We start from the raw sequence: 23,652 nt of genomic DNA, 5'->3' as shown, positions 1-23,652 counted from the left end.
GTATGTGTCAAAAAGGATGCACGAGAAATACAGCGACACTCCATTGTTACAGTATGTTATTCGCTAGGTCTTAGGATAGAGTAATTTTACGGTATCGAAAATTGATTAATAATTTATTAAGGAAAATGAATCAGTTATGGATATAAAAATTGACGACTTATCGGGCGGAGAAGTGATTGAGTTGCTCGAAGAGCATTTGGCGGATATGTATGCGACATCTCCACCAGATAGTGTTCACGCATTGGATATTAAGGACTTAAAGTCGCCAGAGATTACTTTTTTCAGTGCTTGGAAAGAGAACCAACTACTTGGCTGTGTTGCAATTAAAGAACTTGATACTCAACACGCCGAGCTTAAATCGATGCGTACTACACAATTCGCTCGTCAATCTGGGGTTGCGAGTAAGTTACTGCAGCACGTTTTGGATACGGCGGCAGCCCGTCAATACCAACAAATCAGCTTAGAGACAGGCTCAGAAGACTACTTTAAACCTGCTCGCAATTTATACGAGAAGTTCGGCTTTGATTACTGTGAACCTTTTGCTGATTATGAGTTAGACCCTTACAGCCAGTTTATGACTATTGAGTTACGCTAGCGCAAGCTAAAGTTAAACCTAGAGCTACAGTTAAACCTAGAGCTACAGTTAAATCTAGTGCTGAAGGTAAAAGCTAAAGCGAGATTCCCTATAACGCACGTACCTTGCTTTAGGGAATGACGGACACCCTTGTCGTTTGAATAATGATGCTAATGGGGAAGAAAAAGGTTGCCATGAGCAACCTTTTTTAGCTATCAATCAACGGCTAACGCTAAAAGCGTTATCGAGTTTCTAGCTCTGCGAAAATGGCTTCGGCATCGACAACGCTTCCTGAGATAGAAAGTGTGCTGAACGGAACCAAATCTTCAGGGGTAGAAGGCTTTTTAACAAGCAGCTCTGGGTAGATTTTTGCATCACCCATCAACATCGCTTTGAGCTCTTTGACTGACAAATCAGGGTAGCGAGACCAAACCAAAGCCGCGACACCGGAAACAACAGGTGCAGCCATGCTGGTGCCACTTTTCGAACCGTAACTATTACCTGGTGTGGTTGATAAAATGCGGTACCCTGGTGCGAACACATCAACCGTTTTCTGGCCGAAGTTACTGAAGCTCGCCACTAAGGTTTCGTCGGCGTATTTCGCTGATGCTCCCACATCTAACCATGTTGAAATAGGCTTTGAACGGTAGTGCTTAGCGTAGCGGTTTGGAAAGCTTGGTTTGATATCGTTGTCGTTTCGGCTATTTCCCGCTGAGTGAACGATAAGCACACCGTTACGAGCGGCATAGCGGAATGCGTGGTCGACAATGTATTTGCGTGGTGAGTAGCTTTTTCCGAAGCTCATGTTGATGATCTTCGCGCCATTATCGACGGCGTAACGCACCGCATTGGCAATATCTTTGTCTCGCTCATCGCCGTTTGGCACCATACGTAAAGCCATGATTTGAGCGTAATCTGCCACACCATCAATACCCACTGAATTGTTGCGTTCAGCAGCGATGATTCCAGCAACATGCGTACCATGTGACCCCACTGGGCCCTTAACATCGTTGTTACCGTAGCCTTTTTCCCAAGGGTTGGATATATCGTCTAAAACAATGTCGGCACGAGTATCGAAATCAAGATTAAGATGGAAATCTAAAGAGTCTTGATAACGGCTACGACGTGATTCTAAGTATTCGAACGAGTACCAGGAATCAAATACACTCAAAAGCCCTTCAGCTGCTGTAACAACGTTAGTATTCTCGCTATCTAATAGTGTTTTTAGACCGTTAATAGAAAAGTCTTTTTGATCGACGAATTGAAGAATCTCTTCTTTGTATTCATTCGCTTGTTCCGTTGCTGTCACAACACGATTAAGCGCATCTTGGTCATCTTTTAAAGACGACAAGTAATCAGCTTCAACAGTTTGATAATACTTTCGTTTCTTGCGCGGAATCCAATGTCCATTCTCTTTCAAGTCGAGGTATTTTTTGTATTCTCGGGTGACTTCTAACGTGTCGTGGTCAACGTTGATCCCAAGCGAGTTCCCAAGATAGTTCCAACCATGTACATCATCAATGTAACCATTGCCGTCATCGTCAATACCGTTGTCTGGGATTTCGTTTACGTTGGTCCAAAGTTTGTTCTTTAAGTCTTCATGTTCAATATCGACGCCCGAATCCAAAACAGCCACGATCACAGGCTGAGGCATAAGAGGGGGCATGAGGTAATCGTACACAACATTGGAACCTACACCTTGAAGTGTTGTGTAACTTGCCGATAAGTTGAACCAATCGCCTCGTTGTTCATCAACATTACTTAACATTCTCAGAGAGAAAAATGAAGGTTGAGGTGTTTTTCGTGAGTAATCTTCAACGATTGTGCCTTTAACGTCTTGGATGAAAGGCGAGTTAACAGGTTTCGGTTCAATACTGCTGTTGTCTATCGCTGACGCGGAAGCGCTGGCAGAAGCCAATATAGCTAAAACAAGAGTCGTTAATCTGTGTCCATGATTCATGCGTGTTGCATCCTTATTGTTATGCGACTAAATAGCTGTGGAACTAAATAGCTGTGCGACTAAAACTGACGTCTTCGTAAATTTTCGCGATAAAGTACGTAGCGAGTCAGTTATGTGAGAGGGAAGTACCCGCTCAAAAAGCCACCAAAAGGTAATATGCAATTAGATTTATCTCATTCATCTAGTCAATGAAATGGTAGTAAGATCTCACTGTAAACGAATTTTAAGGTTCAAAGTATGAGCCAAATTCTATTAATAAATTCAATATTTATAAAATACTAAAGATCATAAAAATCAATTGATTAGTTTGTTAATTGGCTACTGGGATGGGGGAGTCCTATATATAAAGCAAGGAGAACTGTGTGGCTATAACCGAGTGATTTACATGTTAACAAGACGAAAAGTTAGCTAACATTACGGACAACTTCTATTGTCACTACCTTTAAAGACCCAATTTATGTCGACTTACTTTGCTGGTTTCACTCTCGGGCTTTCGTTGATCCTCGCGATCGGCTCTCAAAATGCTTTTGTTCTTAAACAAGGCCTGAAGAATCAACATGTGTTTGCTATTTGTTTGGTCTGCGCTATTTCAGATGCACTTTTGATTAGCTTTGGTGTGACAGGCTTCGGCGCTATTGTGAAGCAGTTTCCACAAATAGAGCAATTTGCTCGTTACGGTGGGGCAGTATTTTTAGGCGTGTATGCGTTCTTGAGTTTCCGTTCGTCTTTCACCGAGACTCATGCGCTTGAGGCAGTTGGAGATACCAATGAATCACTAATAAAAGCGATGGCGATGTGTTTAGCGTTTACATGGCTGAACCCGCACGTTTATTTGGATACTGTAGTCTTGCTAGGGTCGATCTCTACGCAATATCAACCTAACCACATGCTATTTGGTGCGGGCGCGATCACCGGATCATTTGTGTTCTTTTTCTCTCTTGGCTATGGCGCTCGCTTTTTAGCTCCGCTGTTTAAGAATCCAAGAGCGTGGAAAGTGTTGGAGTTTGCGATTGGTATGATCATGGCGTCGATTGCGGTTTCTTTAGTTATTTAGCTTTTTAGTCATTTAACCATGTAGTCATTCAGCTATTTAGTTAGTGGGCTCTTGTTCTTAGATTATCGAGCTCTTGCGCGTCTAGTTCTGTGTATCGAACTGTTAGGTCGGCCTAGTTTACGGTCTTCTAACTTTTTTTAACTTTCTGTCTTCAAATACTTCGCCTTATAAGCTCCTGTCCCACATGAAATTTCAAGCTTATCTAACCTAATTGTTGCTCGTCTACTTCCGTTTTCTTGATTGTTACTTAACCAGAAACACCCCGAAAATTGACCATGGTGAGCGTAAAGTCTCACTTTTAAGACTGATCAAATATGGCTACAGGTTCGCTTGATAGCGCTAAAATGTTGTGCTAATTTCCCATTCGCTTTCTAAATGAACACTGTTTTATTATTCATGGAAAGCGTTGTTTTTCATTTTTTTAAACAGTAGTGCAACAGTTGGATTGGTGTCGGAATACATCCAAAGACAGTGACAGCACTATTGTAGGACAGACTAAAAAGGGTATTTACATGCTTAAATCAACATTTCTATTAGGCCTAGTTGGCTTGGTTTCACTTCCTACTTTTGCTGCTGGTATCGAAGGCGGTCCATACATTGGTGCTGGCCTTGGCGTCTACCAAGATTCAGACACTGACGGGGCTGGTAGTTTAGATGCTGAAAGCATGGGTTATAACCTTTACGGCGGTTACCAATTTAACCGTATTGTAGGCATCGAACTTGGTTACACGGATTACGCTGACTACGAAAAGTTTGGCACTAAAGTGTTGTCGCCGACCTCTTTTTCTGTTGCTGCAAACGTAGGTTACACATTTGATAACTCAATCCGACCTTTCGTGTTGGCTGGCCTGAGCTATGTTGACCTAAACGCTCATGGTTCGAGCTACATTGATGACGATTCTGGTGCTGGTTTTCACTTCGGTGTTGGTGTGGAATATACCCCGATTGAGAACCTGACATTACGCCTAATTTCACAGGCAGATGCCGTAAACATCGAATTCTTTAATAACAATGGCAATAGAATCGCGAGCAGAGATGTGGCGTTCAACAGCGTTACTTTAGGTGCTTCGTACAACTTCTAACGGCTTCACATTTTGGGTCATTGAAATAGCTCAAATTTTAGTCGTCAGTTGATTCAGTCATCAGATGATTTAATTATTAGTTAAGTGAATTTAATGAGTGACTAACTAATTTGTTTACAAAGTGACTCGTTAGTTTTTAGCTCACGTTATCAAGCGATAGCGTGGGCTTTTTTGTAGCTCAGTAGGTTCGTAAAGAAGGTATAATGTGTAGAATCCTATTTTTGACAGAACTGAGAATGCTAGATGTCTGAACCAATCCAACAACAAATTGGAAATATCGCACTAGTCGTCGAAAACTATGACGATGCAATCGAATTTTATACTAAGAAACTTCAGTTTACTTTGGTTGAAGACACGGATTTAGGTGGTGGTAAGCGTTGGGTTCAGGTGTCGCCACCCAACTCGAACGGCACTAACTTGTTATTAGCTCAAGCGAGCAATGAGGAACAGGAAAAAGCGATCGGCAACCAAACTGGCGGCCGTGTATTCTTGTTTTTGCAGACCAATGATTTTTGGCGTGATTATGAGTTAATGAAAGCGAAAGGTGTTGTGTTCAATGAAGAACCACGAGAAGAAGCGTACGGAACGGTCGTGGTTTTCCAAGATCTGTATGGTACTAAGTGGGACTTGCTACAGTTGAATCGTCCCAACCATTAAGTTCTAAGTTAACTAGATTTGCACATCAAAACCGTTCTAACTTTGAGCGGTTTTTTCATATGAAAAATACCGATTGATGGCACGTTGAACACAAAGCCTACAAAGCCCGAATTTAATTGTTTTTCACAAGCTTATAAAAGGGAAATAATGCGAACCCATTTGGTAGTTGATCGGTATTTTGGTAAATTAAAGCTATTACAGACTTCCAGTGAGCAACAATGAAGATTCTTCACACGTCCGATTGGCACCTTGGCCAAAACTTCTACAATAAAAGCCGCAAGAACGAACATGAACGGTTTTTACAATGGTTGCTAGAGCAAGTTACTGATCGCGATATCGACGCAATTATCGTGGCTGGTGACATCTTCGATACCAGCACACCGCCAAGTTATGCCCGTGAGATGTACAACAAGTTTGTTGTCGACTCGAATAAAATTGGTTGCCAGTTAGTGTTATTGGGCGGTAACCATGACTCTGTGTCGGTACTTAAAGAAACACAGCAATTGTTGAAGTATATGGGCGCGGACGTGATTCCAAATACCAATGAAGATCATGCGACTCAGGTTGTCGAGCTGAAAGGTAAGGGCGGCGAGGTTGAAGCGCTCGTCTGTGCGATCCCTTTCATCCGCCCTCGTGATGTTTTAACCAGCCAAGCAGGCGTGTCGGGTGTTGAGCGTCAGAAACAGTTGGGCGACGCGATTAAGCAGCATTATAAAGATGTCTACGATGCAGCAGTCGAAAAACGCGATACTTTTGCTAACCGCGATACAATGCCGATCATTGCGACAGGGCACTTAACCGCAATGGGTGTGAAGCAATCTGATTCGGTGCGTGATATCTACGTTGGTAATTTGGATGGTTTTGCTGCAGACGGTTTTCCAAATGCCGATTATATCGCGCTTGGCCATATTCACCGGCCTCAAGTGGTTGCTAAGCGTGAACACATTCGTTACTGCGGCTCGCCAATCCCGCTCAGTTTTGATGAATTGAAATCTCAAAAGCAAGTGTGTGTGGTTGAGTTTGTTGAAGGCGAACGCACCATTTCTCAATTGTCTGTCCCGACATTCCAACCGTTGGCCGAAGTCAAAGGTGATTTGAGCGAGATTGAATCTCAACTGAATCAATATATTGGTTTGGAAGAAGGTCAAAGCGTGTGGTTGTCGATTGAAGTTCAAGCACAAGACTATCTATCGGATTTGCAAGAACGCATGCGTGCCTTAACCGAAGGCTTAAACGTTGAAGTACTTCAGTTAAGAAGAGCAAGAGAGCGCCGAAACCAATCGTTAGAGCAAGAATCAGCAGAGACATTAGCGGAACTCACGCCAATGGATGTGTTTGAAAAACGTATCGCACTCGAGGAGTTTGAAAGCGATACAGAGAAAGCGCGCTTAGAAAGAATGACGGTGAAGTTCAAGCAAGTGATTGTGGAAGTATCTCACGGAACTGACGATTTAACCGGTACAGAAGAGTAATCAAGAATGAAAATCTTAAGCTTAGAATTTGAAAACTTAAACTCTTTGAAAGGTCGTTGGAAGCTCGATTTCACACAGTCACCTTTTGCCGAAAACGGCTTGTTTGCAATCACGGGCCCTACCGGGGCAGGTAAGACGACGATTCTTGATGCGATTTGTTTGGCACTGTTTCATCGTACACCACGATTAAGAAGCATCGCCAAAGGCACCAATGAGCTGATGACGCGCGGTACTGGCGAATGTTTTGCTGAGATTGAATTTGAAGTAAAAGGGAAAACTTACCGTTCAAACTTCCATCATAAAAGAGCTCGTGGTAAGCACGATGGCGCGCTGCAAACGCCAACTTGTGAGTTTGCAGATGCAGACAGCGATGCGGTTTTAGAAACGCAGCTGACTAAGAAAATTAAGATGGTTGAAACCGTAACGGGTTTGGACTTTTCTCGCTTCACTAAATCGATCATGCTTTCACAAGGTGAGTTTGCGGCGTTCCTAAATGCCAATGCAAATGACCGAGCAGAACTCCTTGAAGAGTTAACCGGCACAGAAGTCTACAGCCTGATTTCAGAGCGTATTTATGATCACTTCAAATCGAGCGAAGAGTCTCTTAATCACCTAAAAGCTAAGGCTGAAGGTGTTAGCTTGTTATCAGAAGAGCAGATTCAAGCGCTGACGACTGAGCGTGGGCAGTTAGAAGCCGATCAAACTGTCTTGGCTCAACAACTGGTTGAATGGAACGCGCATTTAAGCTGGTGGAGAGATGTCACCAAAGCCGACCTTGCTATCTCGAATGGCGAACAAGACTTACAACAGGCGCAAGATAACCTTTCTGAAAACCAACCCTCACTGGATCGCTTAGCTAAAAGCGAGCCTGCAGAAAAATTGCGCCCACTGTATAAAGATGTGCAACGCAGCGACCAAGACGTAACAGCGACTCAAGCTAACCTTGAAGGCAGCACGAAAAGATTAGCAGAGCGAGATGCAGAGAAATCAGCTGCGAGCGACAAGCTCAAAACGCAAAGCGCACTGGTTGAGCAAGTAAAACAAGAACAGCAAGATCAAGAAAAGATCATTGAGCAAGTTCGACCACTCGATAACCAAATCTCGGTACTCAAAGACAAACTGGCTGCGGCTGAGAAAAACACAAAAACACTAAACGAACAAGGTGTTGAACAGCGCCACAAACATTCCGTATTGAGTGAAGCTATTGCATCAGTGCAACAGAAAGAAAAGATCAGTGCTCAGTATTTGGAGGCTCATCAAGCTGACAAGCAACTCGAAAAATACCTAGGTCAATGGCAGGCTAAGGTTGACCAAGTTCGGACACTTGAAAACCAACACCGCGAATTACTCAGTGGTGTTCAACGCGCGAATAAAGCGTTAGACGCACAACAAACGTTAGTACGAACCTCTAATGAGTCGAAACTTGCCCAAGACAAAACATTAGCTGAGCTTGTTGTTGTCGAGAATCATGCCAAGCTTCAGTTGGAATCGTTGCAACAGCAAAGCAGTGAAGTGTTATTGAATGCGAACAAAGATCTGCTCGAGTATTGGAGCCGTCATACCAATACATTGGTTGATATTAATCGAGGCTATCTACAAGCTACTCAACGTATTGAAGTTAAAAATGCAGAGCTTGTTACCAAGGTTCAGCTGTCAGATACACTGACCAAAGAGCGTGAAGTGCTGGTTGAGCGTTACCAAAACAACAAAACATCACTCGAACGCTTAACTCGCTTAATTGATCAAGAAGGTGAGCTAGCAAAATATCGTGCTGCGCTGAAGCCGGGGATGGAGTGTCCGTTGTGTGGCTCAGCTAATCATGCAATTGAACAGTCACAAGATCTGACGGATTTGATTTCGCAAAAAGAACGTGAAGAACATGAGCTCGCGGTGATTCAAAAAGACGGTACAGAACATCGTCAGCAGTTGGATTCTCTTGCGCCAATCATCAACGGGCTTAAAGACGAGCTTCAACGTGCACAAGCTGACGTTGAACAAACCCAATCAAATTGGGTGAATACTCTAAGTAAACTTGAGCAAGCCCATGCGAACTTTATGTCTCAAGGCGGTTCGTTAAATATCACGTTACCGTTTATTGAGACTCTAGGTGATAGCCAAACGATCAGCCTGTTTGCTGAATCTTGTGAACAACAACTCAACGACGTCATTCGTCAGCTGCGTGTAATGGCTGAAGCGAGCAATGCGTATCTCGAAGCTGAAAAGCAACGTGCAACTGTAAGCATGATTGTCGATAAAGCATCGGCGAACTTGGAGCTAGCACAGCAACGACTCACGGATTTGACAACGCAATTCCAAGGCCTGAATGGGCAGGCTGAAAACTGCGCTCAATCCAAGTCAGAGCAATGGACGAAGCTCAAAGAGAGTATTGTTGAAACCTCGATTGAAGCGCCAGAACTAGAAAATATAGATGCTTGGTTTACTCAAAAACAGGAAGCCTCGAACCTTTGGCAAACCACCAAGCAACAACACGATGACTTTGAGAAACAGCTGATCACTAAGCTCGCTGAAATGAAATCGTCCGATGAAAAATTGGAATCGCTAACCAAAGATATTGCTAACTCAAACCAAGAGACCGAGGCGTTAACTAAAGAGCTAGTGACGATCACTGAATCAAGAAAGCAGTTGTTTGGTGATAACAATGTCCAGTCAGCGATTCAAGCGATGAAGCAAAATCTGAATGACGCTGTCACTAACCTTAACGCATCTCAAGTGGCGTTCAACCGTTGTGAACTCGATCATCGCTCTGAACAGACTAAGCACATCAGTTACACCGAAGAACTGATAGCTAAACAGCAAGCACAAATCGAAGTGAAGCAATTGTGGGAACAGGCATTAGCGTCGAGTCCTTTCGCAACTGATGCCGAGTTCGAGTCGTCATTGCTTGATGAAGCGCTTACCGTGCAGTTGCAAAGCTTGAAGAAGACACTTGAAGAAGCAAGCGTAAGCGCAAAGGCGAGATTGAACAGTGCTAAAGCGAATAGAGCTGAACTGCAAGCTCACGAGAAAGCCGAAACATGGAGCGCCTTACCGCAAAGTGAAGTAGAGCTAGCGACGGCTCAATGTCAAAATGAACAGCAACAACATGCTACTCAAATAGGTGCAATTTCTGCGAACCTAGAGACCGACCGTCAGAATCGCAGCAACCAACAAGACTTGTTCAAACAGATAGAAAAACAGCAATTGGAGTTTGATGACATCTCACGTTTGAACTCTTTGATTGGCTCAAGAAATGGCGATAAATTCCGTAAGTTCGCTCAGGGCTTAACACTTGAGAACTTGGTGTACTTAGCCAATAAACAGCTACAACGCCTGCACGGTCGTTATGAATTGAAACGTAAGGCTGATGACGGTTTAGAGCTGCAAGTGCTGGATACTTGGCAAGGCGATGTGATGCGAGATACCAAAACGCTCTCGGGTGGTGAAAGCTTCTTGGTGAGTTTGGCACTAGCATTAGCACTATCTGATCTTGTAAGCCACAAAACCAGTATTGATTCACTGTTCCTCGACGAAGGCTTCGGAACGCTGGATAGTGATACCTTGGATATTGCTTTGAACGCTTTAGATAACTTGAACGCTTCAGGCAAGATGATTGGTGTAATAAGCCACGTGGAAGCACTGAAAGAGCGCGTGCCTGTGCAACTTAAGGTGACTAAACACTCTGGCCTTGGCTTTAGTGAAATGGAAGCGCAATACAAGGTGGTTGTTTAGTTAGGCTATTGCTAAAAGTGTAAATACAGACATTTAGACAGATAAAGCAGTTCTCCGATTCAGCCTTTCTTCCTTTTCGAGGATGACGGAGTCGGGGGGCTGTTATCAATCACACAGCAGTCATTCCCTAGAGCGAGGTACGAGCTTAATAGGGAACCTCGAGTAAACATAGAAAGTGGAAGTGAACTCATCGAAAGGAAACGGCCTTGCACAAAAAATCGTATTTACCAACCAAGACATGTCCAATCTGCCAAAAACCATTCGCATGGCGCAAGAAGTGGGAGCGTTGTTGGGAACATGTCATTTACTGTTCAGAACGGTGTCGTCGTAACAAATCCTAATCAAACACAACCATTTCCAAGCTAAGCGGCCTGAATTTTTAAGCAAGCTAGATAAAGGTCAAATTTCCTCGACGCATAGCAATATCTACCCCCGTTTGTCTTCAAGACTACCTACGTTTGACCCGATTTACTTCCAAATAAGCCAACCCTACGTGTTAAGTGAAACTAACGCCAAATTGCCGTTTTAAGAGCCAATCAGTGTTGTTTTTCTACGTTTTGAGAACCAATTGATAATCACTTCTTCATTTATTGAGTTAATATTTCTATCTGTAAGATAACTGCTGTATAAAGGCGGCATGAAGATACCAAAAAGAATACAGCCTTTAGTTGACGATGGTTTAGTCGACGAGGTGACAAGCCAACTTATGAGTGGCAAAGAAGCGTCAGTGTACATAGTACGCTGCGGCGATACGATCCGTTGTGCCAAGGTTTATAAAGAAATAAGCCAACGTAGCTTCAAGAAAGCGACAGCATATCGAGAAGGGCGCAAAGTCCGTAATAGCCGCCGAGCTAGAGCCATGGAAAAGGGCTCAGGTTTCGGTCGTGAGCAACAAGAAAAAGTATGGCAAAATGCCGAAGTTGATGCCTTGTATAAACTCGCAGAGGCAGGCGTTCGTGTACCACAACCTTTTGGCTGTTTTGACGGCGTGCTTCTTATGGAGCTAGTCACTGATGATGACGGTTATGTCGCGCCAAGATTAAACGATGTCGTAATGCCTGCTGAACAAGCGATTGAAGATCACCAAGTGATGATGACCTATGTGGTCAAAATGCTGTGTGTTGGTTTGATTCATGGCGATTTGTCTGAGTTCAACGTGCTTGTGGATGAATATGGTCCAGTGATCATCGATTTACCGCAAGCGGTTGATGCATCTGCCAATAATAATGCAGAGTGGATGCTGACTCGTGACGTTAATAATATCCGTGATTACTACGCTCAGTTTGCACCAGAGTTATCAACGACAGAGTATGCTAAGGAAATATGGGCTCTGTACGAGAAGGGCGACCTTAAGCCAGATACTAAGCTAACCGGTGAGTTTACAGAAACCGACGAATTAGCGGATATCGAAGCCATCATGCAAGAGATAGATGCGGCAAGAGTTGAAGAACAACACCGTCGCGAACGTGTTAAAGAAGAAAAAGAAGGTGTCGACGACAGCAAGTTTAATTGGTCTGAGTCTTAGTAAAGACTAATTAAATCAAAGCTAAACCTAAGCTATGCCTTTTTTGATAAGACAACGTTACCTGTAACGAACTGCTTCTTCCAGACGACTAAACCCAATAGAGCCACAACTCTGTTGGGTTTTCTGTTTTTATACCAATCACAGTAAGTGATTTAACAAAGATAGCTTAGAAAAAGCTAGAGAATGAAGCTGTTTTTTTCGATAAGTAATGATTCTAGAATCAAAAATTCAAACGAGGTTATCGGATTTTTTAACAATCTATGGTCAGGAATTATTTACCACGATCGGTAGTACTTATCACCAAGTCAATTGCTCACCATCGTATGAGTAAAAGTTACCACTGTTTTCCGGTGCTGCACTGCTGATTATGTCGACCAGTTGGTGGGCGACGTAGCTCGATTCAAACAGTTTTCCTTCAGGCACATTCGTTTGAAATGGCTTTGACAACGCGGTATCGGTTGTACCTGGGTGCAGTGCTAACACGGTTCCTTTCTTGATAGTCCGTTGCCATTCAATCGACATGGTTTTTATAAACATGTTTAACGCGGCTTTTGATGACCTATAGCTGTACCAACCGCCTAATTTGTTGTCTGAAATACTGCCGACCTTAGCTGAGACGACCGCGAACTTTGGATTGTCACTGGATTTTAGAATAGGCGTGAAATGTTTAGCCAACAGTAAGCTTGGTAGCGTATTAACCGAGATGTTTTTCAGAAAAAATTCTGGGTCGATAGACGACAAGTTCTTTTCAGGCCCAAGATTTGGCGTGTGAAGCATTCCTACGCAGTTGATTAACCAATCAAGTTTATTGAACCTTGCGCTTAGTTGTGCAACTTCTGTTTCGTTGGTTGCATCGAGTTGATGCCAGTGAAGTCGGTTGTTTTCAAGAGTGGGGCATTGCGAGTGGTAAGTTGCATTAACCTGAACATCGAGAAAATCGAAATGAGACAGCTCAGACAATAGGTGTTGAACCACTGCGAAACCAATCCCGCCGCTGCCACCAATGACTAATATTTGTAATCTGAGTTGTTCCACCATTATAAGTTCTCCAAGTTAGTCAGTCGCTGTTCTGCAGTATCGAGAATTGCTTGTTGGTCTTGCTCATCCATGTTGTCCCAAGAGCGATATAACATGCCCATGCGCGGATTACGGTTTAACGCATCGCGATGTTGATTCATAAAGCGCCAATACAAGCTATTGAATGGGCAAGAAGATTCACCGCTGCGCTCTTTTATCTGATAGTGGCATCCTTTACAGTAATCACTCATACGGTTGATGTACGAACCGCTGGCAGAGTATGGTTTGGTTCCTACGATGCCGCCATCCGCAAACAGTGCCATACCTCGCGTATTTGGCATTTCGACCCATTCAATCGCATCTACGTAAATGCCAAGGTACCAACTGTCGACTTGGTCAGGTGCTATGCCAGTTATCAAGCAGAAGTTGCCAGTGATCATCAGCCTCTGAATGTGATGTGCATAAGCAAACTCAAGAGATTGACCAATCGCGTGCTTCATGCAATTCATCTTGGTTTGACCATCCCAAAAGTAATCAGGTAATTGTCGGTCGGCTGAATAATGGTTTTTATTGGCATAAGCGGGCATGTTGGCCCAATACACGCCTCGAATGTACTCACGCCAACCAAGTATTTGGCGCACGAAACCTTCGACCTGAGCGATATCGATGCTTGGTTTATCTTGAGCTTTTGACGCTTCAAAAGCCGAGAGTGCCGCATCAATGACTTCGCGAGGGCTAAGCAGCTTGCTGTTCAAAGAAAAAGAGAGGCGACAATGATACAAGCTCCACTTTGAATAGTGTTCTGTAGTCATTGCATCTTGAAATTGACCAAACAGTGGCAAGCAAACTTGGCAAAAATGAGCGAGTAGAGACAAGCTTTGAGCTCGGTTTACTGGCCATAAGAGTTGCTCACCAACTTCGCCAATGGTTTGTACGTGATGACGTTCGATGCGCTTCAAAATGTGCGAGATATCGTTAGCGAACATCAAAGGCTGCGGTAAGTTGGCGATGTCTTGCTTCTTAAGTTTTTTACGATTGTTGGCATCGTAGTTCCACTTACCACCAACCGGTTTTTCATCTTCCAATAGAATGTTGAAACGTTTTCTCATTCGACGATAAAAGTGTTCCATCATGATGTGTTTGTCTTTCGGAAACTGCGCTTCAATTTCCTCAAACGGAAATAAGAAATGCTCAGTATCGCAACATCCTTTGGTAGCATTAGTTAGCTTAAGTTTCGCCATTTGCTGAAGCAGACGATATTCATCCGGTCTTTGGTATTCAAATTTTTCGGCGTCGAACTCGTGTACATAGTTTTGAAGTAGGGCATCTAGGTTTTCGAATTGCGCCGTGTCATCCAATGTTAAATGCAGTACCTGATGACCTTGTTGAGTGAGTTCTTTGGCGAAGTAGGACATGGCAGAGAAAAATGCCGCGACTTTCTGAATGTGAGACGCGACATAATCTGTTTCTTGTTTGAGCTCAGCGATCAGATAAATCACACTGTCGTCGACTTGCTGAAACCAAGAGTGTTCAATGTTGAGTTGGTCACCCAAAATAAGGCGTACAGTTTTGAATTTCATAGCTTGTCCTGCTTAGAGGCGGAGATTGTATGCTGGTCCGTCTCTTTCCATTGATTAATAAAGGCGTGGTCTGGATCGTACATCTCTGTCTGCTTTGCTAAATCAAAGTGGCGTGATTTAGGCTGTGATTGGTTTTTACTTTGATCGCTGTGGACTGGTTGATTGAGGTCCCCAGCGATATACGCCCAATTACCCCAGTTCGATGCCACGTCATAATCGACTAGCTGGCTTTCGAAATAAGCGGCGCCGTTTCGCCAATCCACCCCTAATTCGTAGATCAAACAACTCGCTGTCAATTGTCGGCCACGGTTAGACATATATCCCGTTGCATTGAGTTGGCGCATGCAAGCATCGACAATCGGATAGCCCGTATTGCCGCATTTCCAATTAGCGAAGTTTTGTTGAGTCGTGTTGGTTGCCAGGCCCGAATCGATGTTTTGGTTGTCTGTGCCGTTTTGAAATAGGGATGGCCCTATAGATAAGCACTTCCAATAGAAATACTCACGCCACAGCAGTTCAAAAAAAATCCAATAAGTTGAGTCATTTGAACCATGTTTCGCTTCAAATTGAACAAGACTTCGGTAAATCGTTTTAGGTGAAACACAGCCGAGTGCTAACCATGGTGAGAACTTGGTTGAATTTTCTTTGCCATCGAACGCGTTTCGGGTCTGTTTATATTGATGAGCGTAGGAATGTGAAAAGTAGTCGTGTAAATGCGCTAGGCCTGCTTGTTCTCCGCCTTTGAAGTTATTGTTGTTTAAACTGCTTCCGTTTGTGTTGCTCACATTTAAGCTGCTCTCTTCGAGCTTTCGGTCAGTTTGTTGTATTGAGTGATACTGTGACAAAGCTTCGGGCGTTGGTGGTAGTTTGGTGATAATCGGGCTTTGCGTATCAATAGGTAAATGCTCGACCAGCTGTCTAAACTTCGTGAACGAACGGGGTAACTTAGATAACTCAAAGGGGAGCTGTTCCAGTTCAAACAAGGTCGAATGATGCTGCTGGTATACAATTAGATTTGGGAAGCTAACGTGTGTAGATTGCACAAGCTTACGTTCATCGAACCCACAATGATTACTCACAAACAAGTGTGTGACGTGCTGTGATTTGATGATCCCACTCAGTGTGACCTCTCTACTAATTTCCTCATCAGTTAATGCTGAAGATCGCAGAACAACCAGCTTGTGCCCTAGGTTAGCCAAGCGGCTTTCCAAATCAATAATAGACTGAGAAATGAATTTTGCTCGGTGGGCCCCATATTGATGCTCTTTCGCAAATTCTCTAGAGAATGCGGACAGATGCGGCTCAATCACAACGCATGTCAGTTGATTAACGAATTGTGACGCTTTATGAAGCAACGCGTTATCTTCGATTCTTAAATCGTTGGTGAAAAGATAGAGGCCAATCTTCTTCATTGCTTACGCTCTGTTTTGTTAATTATTAGACGCTTACGAGTTGATCAGGCGTTAAGATCACAAAAGAATGTTGAGCGTCAATGATAGTAGTGGGAGAGTGAAAGTGAGAACTAGAACGAGGTTAATGAGTACATAAGCGAAAGAGCGAATACGCCAATAATAAAATGAGCGTACAAGCCAACCAATGATACCGATAGAGGTTGGCAATGTGGGTTGTTATTAAGTTTCGACTAGCAGAATCTAATCCATTGGAACGATTAGAATATCGACTGGAGATGTATCTATGATCTGTTTTGAATGGGAAATGATCTTATGCCAAAAATCATGGTGGTGACCACATAACAATAGGTCTACGCTGTTTGCTTCAATGGTGTTTTTGAGCTTGTCATTCAAATCGCCAGTTCCCACGAAAATATGCTTGATTGGGTGTTTGGCGTAGGCCTCAAACTCTTTCAAATGCTTAATGGCATCTTCATTGATCGGTAGATCGCCTTCATTTCCCTGAATATCAACGAGTTCTGGATAAATCTCTCCATGTGTACCGTCGATATAAACAAACGAAATCCCAGCCTCTAGTTTGTCTGCAAAGAAGGTCGCTCGATCAATAAGAATCTTAGTGTCGTCAGACATTTCAACGGCGACCAGAATATGTCGGTATTCCATAATTAAAGCCTCTTGTTGTAAGTTATGTAACAAGCATAGTTTTTGTTGGCGCAAATGATATCGAAGATGTCGCATATTGCGCAAAAACGTCATTCAAAGATCTTCTAAGCGCTATCGTATTTATATCGCTTTGATTGATAAGAAATTTACAAAAGGTTGTTATAGTAACCTGAGGTCGATCTTTACTGCTTTGGCTATTAGATAAGCTCGACAGTCCGGCGCGCCATTAACAAAGAGGCATCAATGACAGCATTACTTACCATTCCCACTCGCACATTAGGCTTTGATTACGATATTGAGATCAGTGATTGGTCGCAAAAGCTCATCGGCTTTCATGTGTTTGAAGATGGTAGACGACCGCTTGATGGTGGCATTGGCTTAAGCTTAAATCTTGTCGAGCAGTTTGATGTTGATGGTCGCTGGTTAAACTCATTGCCGGCTCGTTATCGTGAGATCACAGACGACTTTCCAGAGTACCAATATCAAATGCTGTGGTTGGCTGCGAACACCTATGAGGCGGCACAATTGTTGGAGTTGCGCCCGGTCATCTTGGCGTTGATTTGTATGAAATACAGCGTCGATAACCAAAAAGCATTGGCGCTGAGTCGTTTAGGGCAAAAGAAGATCCTCGAAATGTTGGGCTTGGACAGCAGCAAGGCTACTCTCAAATTCATCGATAAGTTAGAGCTTAACTATGACGTGGGTGATGAGCTTGACCATATTGTGCGTATTCTTGAGCGGCTGCAAAGGCGTGTACTTAAGTTTAAGCATTATTCCAAAGTGGGTTACACCGCCTTAAGGTTGGATCAGGTTCATCCGTTTCTAACCGGTAGCCGATTGGGTATCGCCATGGTTAAAGAGGGAAGGCTCAATGCACCATCGAAAATGGCAATGTTCCAAGACGCGATATTGTTAGGGCAAGATTTAGAGATTGATGACCCATTGCGTTTTATCACCAGTCAGAGTTCATTCGCCATGTTTGAGCAGCTTCATGACCGTTGGACGGAGCAGCGTCAGTTACGCCGTTTAGAAGGGAACCGCCCCGTGGATAGGGACATACCTTATCCTGTTCCTTTGTTGGGTAATGATAATATTCACCCCCTCACTGATTATTACGATTTGGAACGCGAAGGCATTGAGCAGAAGCACTGTATTGGTGTGTATCACAACCGAATCATGAGCGATCGTTATGTGGTATTCCGCATGCTCAAACCTCAACGATTAACCATAGGTTTACGCCGTGTTCCGAGCAAAGCATTTCCGTTTGAAATCGACCAGATATGCGGGAAACGAAATGCACCACCATCCGAGCCTGCTCGCCAAGTCATTCATGACTGGTTAGAAGCCTGCAAGCTACAGTTGAATCAGAGATTAGAGTCCCTCTAATTAAAAACATACTTGCTCACGGAGAGAGTTAAATGCAAAGAGTGATATTCAGGCAATGCGACGAGCATTCATCTTACTGGGGATACCTCGAAAAACTATTCCAAAGTGAATGGTCGGATTTTAAATTTAACGTTTCTGTTTCTAGTAATACCGATTCTGAAATCGCTCAATTACCGCCGGTGATCGTGGTATTGAGAGACAATGTGGTGATAGGCGGTTTGGCTTATTCCCACTTTCAAGAGCCTCATCAAGTGAATGATGCGATTTGGATTAACGCTGTTTATGTCAATTCACTGTGGCGTGGTCAAGGCATTGCAAGCGAGTTGATCAATCGTGGTGTTAAGCAGGTGTCGGCTACGACTCAAAGTCACCTCTATGTGTATACCAACGTCAAGGCGCTTTACCAGGGGCTCGGGTGGTCTGTTGTCGATATCGAGTCAGAGCCAAACCATGAAGTGATGAGCATTGCACTGAGTTCTTGAGCTGATTAGCTTAGTTTATCTTATGAACTTATTAACTTATGGGTTTATAAGCTTATGGGAAGGTGAGCCTATAGAGCCTGACAAGTTAACAACGTAAGAAGCTAAAGGCCTGAGCTCTTAGCTCTACCATCCTCGTCATCATTAAATCATTCGAGGAAACAGTAACACGCTGTAAGATACACTTGGTGTGATTCCAAATATTGGTAGTCGCAACAGAGTGAATGCAGCCCCCCTTGCTTCAACGTCACCTCAGAACTCAATTCAAATTGCATTGATGCTTTGTCGATAGCGCAAAGCCTAACGGATTTGAAATCCAAAGTGGTTTCTGAAAAAACCATTAGCGCTTTGTAAATCGACTCTTTGGTCGAGAACAACAGCGCTATCGCGTCTTCCAGGCTCCAACCTTGTTTAAGTGCGACATCAACCTCTTCAGGTGTCGCGACAATACTGCCAATTTCTTCAGCGACAACACGCGAGATCTTAGGTTGGATGTCTATTCCAATATTCTCTTTATTGTTCTGTAAGCTTGTCTCTACGACAATCGCGAGCACTCCTTCAGCATGAGAAATCGATCCAATGGTTTCACTTGGCCAAGCCGGGCTTCGGTCAGGGTAACTCGTCAGTTGGTGATCTTCTTTATTTAAAGTCTTGAGCTTTACTGCCGCGAGATAACGCCCCGCAAAGTATTCAGCTTGTCTGGTTTTTACTGACCGACTGATTTTAATGGGCTGGTGGATGTTGGTGTGTTTGAACCAACTGGAATCAAAGGTTTTGTGATCGAATGATGTGATGTTGATATTAAACCGTACACCTAATGAGGGCAGGTGAGCTCTCAGTTCGTTGTCAAAAAATTGGGTGGGTTTCGACATAGGGATGAACATCTGACTCATAAAGCGATTAACCCATTTATAACAAAGTGAAAGTGGAATTGTGTCGTGTTGTTACCGAGCTTACTTCGCTAACCCTTTAAATTATAGGGAAAAAGCTCGTATGGCATATAGTTTAATCTAAATGAAAATCGTTTGCATTTGATTTTTTGCGAGTGTATAAAAGCGTGTCTGTTAATGATTTTATGAATATGTTCATATTTCATTAAATGTTTAGTGAATGATGTGTTTTAAGGTTGAAGGTATGCTCGAAGCAAAGGGACTCGGTTTTAGCGTAGGGGATAAGCAACTGCTTAAGGCGTTCAATGTGTCTTTTGAACAAGGAAAGATTTACGCTTTGGTTGGGCACAATGGTTCGGGGAAATCGACCTTATTGAAGTTGTTAGCCAAGCAACAAAGTGCAACATCAGGTGATATCTTTCTCAAAGATAAAATCATCACTAAATGGTCAGACAAAGACTTCGCTCAGCAGATTGCATATTTACCTCAACACTTGCCGGCAACCGACAGTTTGTCTGGTGAAGACTTAGTCAGTTTTGGTCGTTACCCTTGGCACGGATTGTTGGGTCGACTCTCAAGTAAAGACAAGCAATATGTTCAAGAGGCGATGCAGCTGACTGATACCACCAAATATTCAGACCGTTTGGTTGATACCTTGTCTGGCGGAGAACGTCAGAGAGTCTGGTTAGCGATGTTACTAGCACAGCGCACCAAATACCTTTTGCTCGATGAGCCTCTAGCAGCGCTCGATATCGGTCATCAGATTGAAATGCTAACGCTGATTAAACGACTGAGCGAAACGTTAGAGATTGGTGTGATCATCGTAATTCACGACATCAACATGGCAGCACGTTTCTGCGACCATATCATTGCCCTACATAGTGGGGAATTACTGATTGAAGGTGAGGTTGATGAGGTCTTTCAAGAGTCGGTACTGAGAGATATCTATGGGGTGCCGATGCACATTACTCAGCATTCAGCCGGTTACCCAGTTGCGATGCCTGGTGATTTGGAGCCAGCATGATGTCCAGCTACTCTCTTCCATTAAACGTACGTCACTTGCAGATCGTGCGTCCGATTATCTTTACTATCGTCATATTGGGCTTATTGGTTGCTTCTCCGCTATCTGTTGCTCAACAGGAAGCCCTAATTAAGCCAGTATCGTCAGTTAAATCTGTGTCATCAAATAAACCAGTATCATCCGTAAAACAAGGCTCGCTGGTAGAACAAGAGGCGCCAACAGTAAATGAGGGTGCTACACCTCGCTTAGTATCCATCGATTGGACGCATACGGAAACCCTATTGGCGCTGGGTGTTGTCCCTGTCGCAGTAGCGCAAATAGCCGATTACAATTCTTGGGTGAAGTCTCCTGAAATTCCCCCAACGGTCGCGGATGTCGGCTTACGAACGCAACCCAACCTTGAACGTATTCATGAGCTCAAACCCGACAAAATATTACTCTCTCCAATGTTTTCAACGCTGGAGACTCAACTTAGCAAAATTGCCCCTGTCACGACCATTGGTTTGTACCGAAGTGGTGATGTCGATTGGTCGGCATTAGAAACGGTTACTCGAAAGCTAGCAGAGGTCTCTGAAAAGCAACCTCAAGCTGAAGTTTTGATTGAGGAAGCGAATGCTGTAATGGATCGTTTAGGATCTCAATTGCCAAATGATGCGCCCGCGTTGTTGATGGTGCAATTTATGGATACAAACCACGTGCGTGTTTTTGGTGACAACAGCCTTTACAAAGCCTCGGTCAATAAGATTGGCCTTGAGTCAGCATGGAAAGGGAAAACCAATTCGTGGGGATACAGTTTAGTTGGCGTCGATCAGCTCATTGGTGTTAATGGGCAGATAGTGATTATTTCTCCAATGCCAGCAGGAACCGAAGAACACCTTAAAACGAATCAGTTTTGGCAATACATAGTGAAAGAGTCAGGCTATCCCGCACTCCAAGTTCCTGCTGTCTGGAGCTTTGGCGCGATTCCTTCAGCGACACGTTTTGCAAAGTTCATTGCTTCTGAGCTGAATGGAGGATCTACGTTATGAGAGTGCTAACGTTCGGTGTATTAGCTCTGTTATTGGTTTCAACGCTAACTTTGATAGGTCAGCATTTGGCTGTCTCCCAAGTTGGGCTCGGACACCTTGCTAGTCTTTGGATTGCTGATTTCACTTCTCCGGATTCGGTGAAATTGCATTTAGCGTGGTGGCCGAGATTATTCACCACATTACTCTCTGGTGCTGCATTGGCGATCGCAGGTGTCTTAATGCAACAAGTGTTAAGAAACCCATTGGCTTCACCTTCTACATTGGGTGTCGCGAGCGGTTCTAGCTTTGCGCTGATGCTAGCAACGCTTTACGCACCTTGGTTATTAGAGTGGTCATACTCTTTGGTGGCGTTAGTAGGTGGTGTTACTACGATTGGCTTGGTGTTTGTGCTGTCGTGGCGCAGAGCGCTGTCTCCAACTGTGGTGATTGTGTCCGGCTTGGTCGTGAATCTCTATTTCGGCGCTGTGAGTACTGTCTTGTTGATGATGAATCAAGACAAGTTGAATGGTTTGATGATTTGGGGCGCAGGCTCGCTTGTTCAAACTGGCTGGGAAGACGTCCAGTATCTTGCGCCACGTTTAGCTATCGCTACCTGTATTGCATTCTTGTTTGTAAAACCACTGAGCTTGCTTCAGCTATCAGAGCAGGGCGCAAAAAGCTTAGGGGTGTCGTTACCTAAGTTACGAGTGGTTTGTTTAGGGTTGGCAGTATTACTGACGGCTTGGGTCGTGAGTGCGGTTGGCGTGATTGGTTTTGTTGGCTTAGCCGCGCCAGCTTTGACGCGCTTGATGGGTGTTCATCGTTTAGTGCCGAAGTTATTGGTTTCTATGGTGTTAGGTGGTTTGTTACTGACCCTTACCGATCTGCTGATACAACAATTGCCGGGAATGATGTCGATGTTTGTGCCTACGGGTGCAGCAACCGCAGCTTTGGGTGCTCCGCTTCTTTTATGGCTATTGCCTAAGTTGTCGATGAAGAGCCAATCACAAACGCAAACTGTTTTAACGCGTCATAACGAAGTTGCATCACGCCTAAATAAACACTCTGTGACGCTCGCTAGTTTCTTTATTGTTTTGTCGCTCATCGTGTTCAGCTTGTTTTCGGTACAAACCGAAGGCTGGCGTTGGTTATTGCAAACCCAAGATTGGGCGTTGCTCGAATGGCGTTTACCTCGATTAACAGCGGCGGCATTGGCCGGTGGTATGTTAGCGGTAGCAGGAACTATTGTTCAAAGATTGAGTGGCAACCCGATGGCGAGCCCGGAAGTGATTGGTATCAGCTCGGGTACTGCATTAGGTTTGATCATCGCCATTTTTGCGGGTTTCGGAAGCAATGTGGTTGGGCTTTATACCGGCGGATTTATTGGTGCGGTCTGTACATTGGGTATCATTGTCGTTCTCAACCAAAAATCAGGCTTTCAACCTGAAAGAGTGTTGCTGACAGGCGTTGCGATAACGGCATTGATGAACGCGGTGCAAAGCTTTGTGTTGGCAGGCGGCGATCCAAGAAGTTATCAAGTTCTGGCTTGGTTGGCAGGCTCCACGTATTACGTTACCGAAGCAACGCTTGTTCCGTTATTTATATCTTCAGTTGTATTTATCTCACTGGGTTTTCTGTGTGCTCGTTGGTTAGATGTGTTACCGCTAGGGCAGGCGAGTGCGCAATCTCTTGGCTTAAATGTCTCTCGATCTCGAATTCTACTATTGGTGCTAGTGGCGTGTTTAACCGTTAGTGCGACGTTAGTGGTTGGTCCATTGAGCTTTATTGGATTGATGGCCCCCCATATGGCGAGGTTGTTTGGTTACAGTCGAGCGAAAGAGCATCTGATCTGTTCTTCGTTAATTGGTATGGCGCTGATGTTGTTCTCGGATTGGCTTGGTAGGCAGTGGCTCTATCCACAAGAGATTCCGGCAGGGCTGGTTGCTTCGATCATTGGCGGCATGTACCTGATGTGGGGTTTGAGAAGGCTTTAGACTATTAGCTTGTGATGACATCAGGTGACTGATAGCTAGCGAGTCTTGCGTTCTAGAGCTAAAGACAGAAACAAAAATAACAACGTGATTAAGTTTGGTTTAAACGAGGGTTACTTATCAATTAATTGATAATGATAATCACAATAATAA

19 protein-coding genes are annotated in these 23,652 nt (G+C 43.9%); 13 read left to right on the top strand and 6 right to left on the bottom strand.

Annotated features, from left to right (window positions below):
* The first annotated feature begins 136 nt into the window (after window positions 1-136).
* Window positions 137-595: a GNAT family N-acetyltransferase gene (locus AACW75_RS04320; RefSeq protein WP_145568317.1), complete on the top strand. Its 459-nt coding sequence runs from the start codon at window positions 137-139 to the stop codon at window positions 593-595.
* 220 nt (window positions 596-815) lie between these two features.
* Here the strand turns inward: AACW75_RS04320 and AACW75_RS04315 are convergent, their stop codons facing one another.
* Window positions 816-2,534 carry a S8 family peptidase gene (locus AACW75_RS04315; protein ID WP_145568318.1) on the bottom strand — a complete coding sequence of 573 codons (1,719 nt, stop codon included), beginning with the start codon at window positions 2,532-2,534 and terminating at the stop codon, window positions 816-818.
* 457 nt (window positions 2,535-2,991) lie between these two features.
* Here AACW75_RS04315 and AACW75_RS04310 point away from each other — a divergent pair, with 457 nt between their 5' ends.
* From AACW75_RS04310 to AACW75_RS04280, 7 genes are all read left to right on the top strand, one after another.
* Window positions 2,992-3,588 carry a LysE/ArgO family amino acid transporter gene (locus tag AACW75_RS04310; RefSeq protein ID WP_145568319.1) on the top strand — a complete coding sequence of 199 codons (597 nt, stop codon included), beginning with the start codon at window positions 2,992-2,994 and terminating at the stop codon, window positions 3,586-3,588.
* A 512-nt stretch (window positions 3,589-4,100) separates the two neighbouring features.
* Window positions 4,101-4,670, top strand: coding sequence for a porin family protein (locus AACW75_RS04305; RefSeq protein WP_017075005.1), 570 nt, complete (start codon window positions 4,101-4,103; stop codon window positions 4,668-4,670).
* 243 nt (window positions 4,671-4,913) lie between these two features.
* Window positions 4,914-5,327, top strand: coding sequence for a VOC family protein (locus tag AACW75_RS04300; protein ID WP_017075004.1), 414 nt, complete (start codon window positions 4,914-4,916; stop codon window positions 5,325-5,327).
* A 218-nt stretch (window positions 5,328-5,545) separates the two neighbouring features.
* Complete coding sequence (gene sbcD / locus AACW75_RS04295) at window positions 5,546-6,799, top strand: exonuclease subunit SbcD (RefSeq protein WP_145568320.1); 1,254 nt, start codon at window positions 5,546-5,548, stop codon at window positions 6,797-6,799.
* Between the two features lie 6 nt (window positions 6,800-6,805).
* Complete coding sequence (locus AACW75_RS04290) at window positions 6,806-10,528, top strand: SbcC/MukB-like Walker B domain-containing protein (RefSeq protein WP_145568321.1); 3,723 nt, start codon at window positions 6,806-6,808, stop codon at window positions 10,526-10,528.
* A gap of 206 nt (window positions 10,529-10,734) precedes the next feature.
* Window positions 10,735-10,869: a DUF2256 domain-containing protein gene (locus tag AACW75_RS04285; RefSeq protein ID WP_102551758.1), complete on the top strand. Its 135-nt coding sequence runs from the start codon at window positions 10,735-10,737 to the stop codon at window positions 10,867-10,869.
* A gap of 296 nt (window positions 10,870-11,165) precedes the next feature.
* Window positions 11,166-12,053 (top strand): PA4780 family RIO1-like protein kinase, encoded by an 888-nt coding sequence (locus tag AACW75_RS04280; RefSeq protein ID WP_017075000.1) that lies wholly within the window; start codon window positions 11,166-11,168, stop codon window positions 12,051-12,053.
* 297 nt (window positions 12,054-12,350) lie between these two features.
* Here the strand turns inward: AACW75_RS04280 and AACW75_RS04275 are convergent, their stop codons facing one another.
* The 4 genes from AACW75_RS04275 to AACW75_RS04260 all read right to left on the bottom strand — a co-directional run bounded on the left by AACW75_RS04275 (window position 12,351) and on the right by AACW75_RS04260 (window position 16,725).
* On the bottom strand, window positions 12,351-13,091 hold the full coding sequence (locus AACW75_RS04275; protein WP_145568322.1) for an SDR family oxidoreductase: 741 nt from the start codon (window positions 13,089-13,091) through the stop codon (window positions 12,351-12,353).
* The gene (locus AACW75_RS04270; protein WP_237297605.1) at window positions 13,091-14,650 is read right to left on the bottom strand and encodes a cryptochrome/photolyase family protein; all 1,560 of its coding nucleotides are present in this window, start codon (window positions 14,648-14,650) and stop codon (window positions 13,091-13,093) included. Before AACW75_RS04270 ends, AACW75_RS04275 begins: the two co-directional genes overlap by 1 nt.
* Window positions 14,647-16,062: a DASH family cryptochrome gene (locus AACW75_RS04265; protein WP_145568324.1), complete on the bottom strand. Its 1,416-nt coding sequence runs from the start codon at window positions 16,060-16,062 to the stop codon at window positions 14,647-14,649. The genes AACW75_RS04270 and AACW75_RS04265 overlap by 4 nt, the downstream gene beginning before the upstream one ends.
* 240 nt (window positions 16,063-16,302) lie before the next feature.
* Window positions 16,303-16,725 (bottom strand): universal stress protein, encoded by a 423-nt coding sequence (locus AACW75_RS04260; RefSeq protein ID WP_017074996.1) that lies wholly within the window; start codon window positions 16,723-16,725, stop codon window positions 16,303-16,305.
* Window positions 16,726-16,968: 243 nt separating this feature from the next.
* Here AACW75_RS04260 and AACW75_RS04255 point away from each other — a divergent pair, with 243 nt between their 5' ends.
* Window positions 16,969-18,111 carry a PcfJ domain-containing protein gene (locus AACW75_RS04255; RefSeq protein ID WP_145568325.1) on the top strand — a complete coding sequence of 381 codons (1,143 nt, stop codon included), beginning with the start codon at window positions 16,969-16,971 and terminating at the stop codon, window positions 18,109-18,111.
* 32 nt (window positions 18,112-18,143) lie between these two features.
* A complete protein-coding gene (locus AACW75_RS04250; protein WP_135458472.1) occupies window positions 18,144-18,593 on the top strand; it encodes a GNAT family N-acetyltransferase in 450 nt (149 codons plus the stop codon).
* Window positions 18,594-18,739: 146 nt separating this feature from the next.
* On the opposite strand, the gene AACW75_RS04245 is transcribed toward AACW75_RS04250, so the two are convergent.
* The gene (locus tag AACW75_RS04245; protein ID WP_145568326.1) at window positions 18,740-19,483 is read right to left on the bottom strand and encodes a 4'-phosphopantetheinyl transferase family protein; all 744 of its coding nucleotides are present in this window, start codon (window positions 19,481-19,483) and stop codon (window positions 18,740-18,742) included.
* Window positions 19,484-19,724: 241 nt separating this feature from the next.
* Here AACW75_RS04245 and AACW75_RS04240 point away from each other — a divergent pair, with 241 nt between their 5' ends.
* Genes AACW75_RS04240 through fhuB form a run of 3 tightly spaced genes read left to right on the top strand, consistent with a single transcriptional unit; the run spans window position 19,725 to window position 23,502 of the window.
* On the top strand, window positions 19,725-20,504 hold the full coding sequence (locus AACW75_RS04240; protein ID WP_017074992.1) for an ABC transporter ATP-binding protein: 780 nt from the start codon (window positions 19,725-19,727) through the stop codon (window positions 20,502-20,504).
* Entirely contained in the window at window positions 20,501-21,529 is a 1,029-nt protein-coding gene (locus AACW75_RS04235) for an ABC transporter substrate-binding protein (RefSeq protein ID WP_237297604.1), read from the top strand. The genes AACW75_RS04240 and AACW75_RS04235 overlap by 4 nt, the downstream gene beginning before the upstream one ends.
* Window positions 21,526-23,502: a Fe(3+)-hydroxamate ABC transporter permease FhuB gene (gene fhuB / locus AACW75_RS04230; protein ID WP_145568327.1), complete on the top strand. Its 1,977-nt coding sequence runs from the start codon at window positions 21,526-21,528 to the stop codon at window positions 23,500-23,502. The genes AACW75_RS04235 and fhuB overlap by 4 nt, the downstream gene beginning before the upstream one ends.
* Window positions 23,503-23,652: the final 150 nt, after the last annotated feature.

Source organism: Vibrio sp. L3-7 (genome assembly GCF_963898195.1).
Lineage (GTDB): Bacteria > Pseudomonadota > Gammaproteobacteria > Enterobacterales > Vibrionaceae > Vibrio > Vibrio echinoideorum.
This window is presented reverse-complemented; position numbering and strand designations above follow the sequence as displayed.